The organism is Kineococcus vitellinus (assembly GCF_009906315.1).
In the GTDB taxonomy this organism is placed as follows: domain Bacteria; phylum Actinomycetota; class Actinomycetes; order Actinomycetales; family Kineococcaceae; genus Kineococcus; species Kineococcus vitellinus.
In genome coordinates this window covers 1-4,297 of sequence record NZ_JAAALL010000341.1, presented here as the reverse complement: position 1 = coordinate 4,297, position 4,297 = coordinate 1, and the positions used below count along the sequence as shown (strand labels likewise).

Sequence of the window (4,297 nt, the reverse complement as noted above, 5' to 3'; positions counted from 1 at the left end):
GCCCACCCCCGGCGCGCCCACCGCCGCGCTCCCGAAGCCCCGCACCGGCTGGATCTTCACCAGCCTGCTGCTCGTCATGCTGCTGGCCTCGCTGGACCAGACGATCGTGGGCACCGCGCTGCCCACGATCGTCGGTGAGCTCGACGGCCTGGAGCACATGAGCTGGACGATCACCGCCTACACGCTGGCGCTGACGATCGCCATGCCCGTCTACGGCAAGCTCGGCGACCTCGTCGGGCGCAAGCGGCTGTTCCTCGTCGCGATCTCGCTGTTCCTGCTCGGCTCGGCGCTGTGCGGGTTCGCGCAGGGCATGGTCGAGCTCGTCCTCTTCCGCGGCGTGCAGGGCCTCGGCGGCGCCGGCCTGATGATCATGTCCCAGACGATCATCGCCGACGTCGTCCCCGCCAAGGACCGCGCCAGGTTCATGGCCCCCCTGGGCGCCGTCTTCGGCGTCTCCGCCGTCGCCGGCCCGCTCATCGGCGGCTGGCTCACCGACTCCGTCGACTGGCGCTGGGTGTTCTGGATCAACCTGCCGCTGGGGGCGGTGGCCCTGGCCGTCGCGGCCCTGACGATCCACCTGCCGCAGCGCCGCGGCACCGCGCGCATCGACTACGCCGGCATGGTCACGCTGGCGCTGGCGCTGACCGGCGTCGTCCTCGTCGCCAGCTGGGGCGGCACCCAGCACGCCTGGGGCTCGCCCACGATCCTCGCCCTCAGCGCCGCCTCGCTCGCGCTCGCCGTCGTCTTCGTGCTCGTCGAGCGCCGCGCCGCCGAGCCGGTCATCCCCATGCGGCTGTTCCGCAACCGCACGTTCGTCGTCACCACGCTGCTCGGCCTCGTCGTCGGCGCCGGGATGATGGGCGCGCTGGCCTACCTGCCGACGTACCTGCAGATGTCCTACGGCGTCGACGCCACCGAGTCCGGCCTGCTGCTGCTGCCGATGGTCGGCGCGCTGCTCGTCACGAGCATCGGCTCCGGCGCGGTGGTCACCAGGACCGGCCGCTACAAGGCGCTGCCGGTCGTCGGCACCGCCGTCGCCGCCGCCGCCATGCTCGGCATGTCCACGATGGACCCGAGCACCCCGCTGTGGCTGCTGTGCGTCCACGTCGGCGTCCTCGGCGCGGGCCTGGGCCTGTTCATGCAGATCATCGTGCTGGCCGTCCAGAACGCCGTGGACCCCCGCGAGATCGGCACCGCGACCAGCTCCAACAACCTCTTCCGCGAGCTGGGCGTCACCATCGGCGTCGCGGTCCTCGGCACGGTCTTCGCCGGCCGGCTCACCGACCGCCTCGGCGCCGTCCTGCCCGGCGGTGCCGTCGCCGGCGGTCACGGCACGTCCTCGCTGACGCCGGAGCTCGTGCGCTCGCTGCCGGCCGACGTCGCCGGCGGCGTCGTCGACGCCTACGCCGACTCGCTGACGCCGATCTTCCTGTGGCTGGTGCCGATGTTCCTCGTCGGCACCGTCATCGCCCTCTTCCTGCCCGAGCTGCCGCTGGCCAGCACCGCGCCGATGAGCGAGGCCGAGGCCGACGCCACCCAGCACGAGGCGACCGGCGAGACCGGGGCGACCGGGGCGACCGGTTCCGGCCAGGTCCCCGCCCAGGACCGCCACCTCGCCGCCGCGCCGCTGCCGCCCAGCCCCGCGCGGGACTGACCCGAGGAACCCACCCCCTCCGCGGTGGTCCCGCGCGGTGCACCGCACGGGACCACCGCGGAGGAGCGGGGGAGCCGGGTCAGAGCAGGCGGCGGGCGGCGGCCCAGCGGGTGAGCTCCCCGCGGTTGGACAGCTGCAGCTTGCGCAGCACCGCAGAGACGTGGGTCTCCACGGTCTTCACCGAGATGAACAGCTCCTTGGCGACCTCCTTGTAGGCGTAGCCGCGGGCGATGAGCCGCATCACCTCCCGCTCGCGCGCCGACAGCCGGTCCAGCTCGTCGTCGGCGGCGGCCACCTCGCCGCCGACGGCGCCGAAGGCGTCGAGGACGAAACCCGCCAGCCGCGGGGAGAACACCGCGTCGCCCTCGGCGACCCGGCGCACCGCGGCGGCCAGCTCCTCACCGCCGATCGTCTTCGTCACGTACCCGCGCGCACCGCGCCGGATGACGGCGATGACGTCGTCGGCGGCGTCGGAGACCGACAGCGCCAGGAAGCGCACCGGCGGGTCGGCGGTCAGCAGCGCGGCGCACCGCGCGAGCACCTGGGCCCCGCCCGAGCCGGCGCCCGGTGCGGGGTTCTCGCCCTCGCCCGCCGGCAGGTGCACGTCGAGCAGCACCACGTCCGGGCGCACCCGCTGCACCGCGGCGACCGCCGAGGCCACGTCGGCGGCCTCGCCGACGACCTCCACGTCGGGGGCCGACGACAGCTCCGCCTTCACCCCGGAGCGCACCATCCGGTGGTCGTCGACGAGCAGCACGCGGATCACGCGGCGCCCCCCGGCAGCCGCAGCGCGACCTCGGTGCCGCCGTCGGCGGGCCGGCGCACGGTGGCCGACCCCCCGGCGCGCTGCATGCGCCCCACGATCGACTCCCGCACCCCCAGCCGGTCGTGCGGGACGGCGTCCAGGTCGAAGCCCGGGCCGCGGTCGCGCACGAACACCTCCAGGCCGCCGCCGACCGCCTCCGCGTACAGCGACACCGTGCCGCCGGCGTGCCGGCCCGCGTTGAGCAGCGCCTCCCGCGCCGCCTGCGCCAGCGCGGAGCTGGGCTTGTCCAGCGGGCGGGAGTCCAGGTCGCCGACGAGGACGACCTCGACCGTCGCGCCGCAGGCGTCCTCGACCTCGGCCGCCGCGGTGCGCAGCGCGGCGCCCAGCGTGCCGGCCGCGGTGCCGTGGTCGCCGTACAGCCAGCGGCGCAGGTCGCGCTCCTGCATGCGGGCCAGCCGGGCGACCTCGCCGGCGTCGGCGGAGCGCTTCTGGATGAGGGCCAGCGTCTGCAGCACCGAGTCGTGCACGTGCGCGGCCAGCTCGGCGCGCTCCTGCTCGCGCGCCAGCGCCGCGCGCTCGGCGCCCAGGTCCTGCCACAACCGGATCGCCCACGGCGCCAGCACGATCCCCACGCCGGCCAGCACCGCCAGACCCGCCAGCGAGGACTGCCAGAACCCCGTGACGTCCCCGCCGACGGCCAGGAACAGCACGACGCCGACGACGACGAGCGAGACGCCGGCGCCGACGCGGGCGGCCGCGGCGCGACCGCCGCCGGTCTCCTCCAGCAGCCGCCGCCGGCGGGTGGCGTCCAGCTGGCTCCAGGCCAGCACCAGACCGGCGCCGACGACGAGCAGCGGCACGGCCAGCCGGGAGGAGCCGTCGAGCCAGTGCGCCGCCGGGACCAGCCCGACGCCCACGACGAGCGCGACCCCCACGAGCGCGTCGCGGTGGGCCAGCACCCACGCCGAGGGGTCCGAGCGCACGGTCCCGTCCGCCGGGCGGCCCTCCTCGGGCACGAGGAACCACCACACCGCGTAGAGGGCGACGCCGAGACCGGCCAGCAGGGCGGAGGCGACGAGCACCGTGCGGACCCGCTGCACCGGGATCCCGGTGTGCGCGGCCAGCCCGGCCGCGACCCCGCCCAGGCGCCGGCCCTGCACGGGCCGCACCAGCGCGGGCCGCACCGGCGCGGGCCGCGCGGCGGCGGGCGGGGGCAGCGTGTCGGTGGGCGTGCTCACGTGCTCGATCGTGGCACGCACAGCCCGTCCACGGGTCCCCCCGAGGGCGGACCCGGGGTCCTGCGCCCGGGGTTTCAGGGTTCCCTCAGGGGAACTCCCGATGCCGCCGGGCCGCGCCGGCGAGCAGGCTCGCACCATGACCTCGAACACCTCCTCCGGCACCTCCTCCAGCACCTCCTCCGACGACTTCGGCGACTTCGGCACCGCGGCCCCCGGGGGCCACGCGGTCCGGCCGCCCACCACCTCCGCCGAGCGCTTCTTCGCCGCGGTGCGCCGCTGGGGCGCCGTGCGCGGCCAGGAGCGCTGGATCGGCGGCGTGTGCGGCGCGATCGCCGCCCGCCACGGCCTCAACCCCCTCGCGGTGCGCGTCGGCTTCATCGCCCTGGCGCTGCTGGGCGGCGTCGGCATCGCCCTCTACGGCGTGCTGTGGGCGCTGCTGCCCGACGTCACCGGCCGCATCGAGGCGCAGGCCGCGCAGCGCGGGGACGTCTCCGCGGTGCTCGTCGCCAGCGTCTGCCTCGTCGTCATCGACCTGCTGCTGGGCCACGGCGTGCTCGGCCTCAGTTGGGTCTTCTGACCCCTTCCCCCACCGACCACCCCGACGGGAGAGTCGAGCCGTGAGCACGAGCACCCCACCCC

The 4,297-nt window shown here is 76.1% G+C and carries 4 protein-coding genes; 2 read left to right on the top strand and 2 right to left on the bottom strand.

The genetic code is table 11. The features are described 5' to 3' along the window. Positions 1–1,654, top strand: a 1,654-nt coding sequence (locus GTQ99_RS20415; protein WP_166617538.1) for an MDR family MFS transporter, incomplete at its 5' end; no start/stop codon positions are given. Positions 1,655–1,733: 79 nt separating this feature from the next. On the opposite strand, the gene GTQ99_RS20410 is transcribed toward GTQ99_RS20415, so the two are convergent. Together GTQ99_RS20410 and GTQ99_RS20405 are read right to left on the bottom strand one after the other, a co-directional pair. Then, positions 1,734–2,387, bottom strand: coding sequence for a LuxR C-terminal-related transcriptional regulator (locus GTQ99_RS20410; protein WP_205707914.1), 654 nt, complete (start codon positions 2,385–2,387; stop codon positions 1,734–1,736). Positions 2,388–2,416: 29 nt separating this feature from the next. Continuing rightward, entirely contained in the window at positions 2,417–3,658 is a 1,242-nt protein-coding gene (locus tag GTQ99_RS20405; protein WP_205707913.1) for a PspC domain-containing protein, read from the bottom strand. A gap of 136 nt (positions 3,659–3,794) precedes the next feature. Here GTQ99_RS20405 and GTQ99_RS20400 point away from each other — a divergent pair, with 136 nt between their 5' ends. Then, positions 3,795–4,235 carry a PspC domain-containing protein gene (locus GTQ99_RS20400; protein ID WP_166617536.1) on the top strand — a complete coding sequence of 147 codons (441 nt, stop codon included), beginning with the start codon at positions 3,795–3,797 and terminating at the stop codon, positions 4,233–4,235. Positions 4,236–4,297: the final 62 nt, after the last annotated feature.

Bases quoted from the DNA above. Each gene is read 5' to 3' on its own strand.
- GTQ99_RS20410 (WP_205707914.1), bottom strand. From the start codon at position 2,387: ATGGTGCGCTCCGGGGTGAAGGCGGAGCTGTCGTCGGCCCCCGACGTG.
- GTQ99_RS20400 (WP_166617536.1), top strand. From the start codon at position 3,795: ATGACCTCGAACACCTCCTCCGGCACCTCCTCCAGCACCTCCTCCGAC.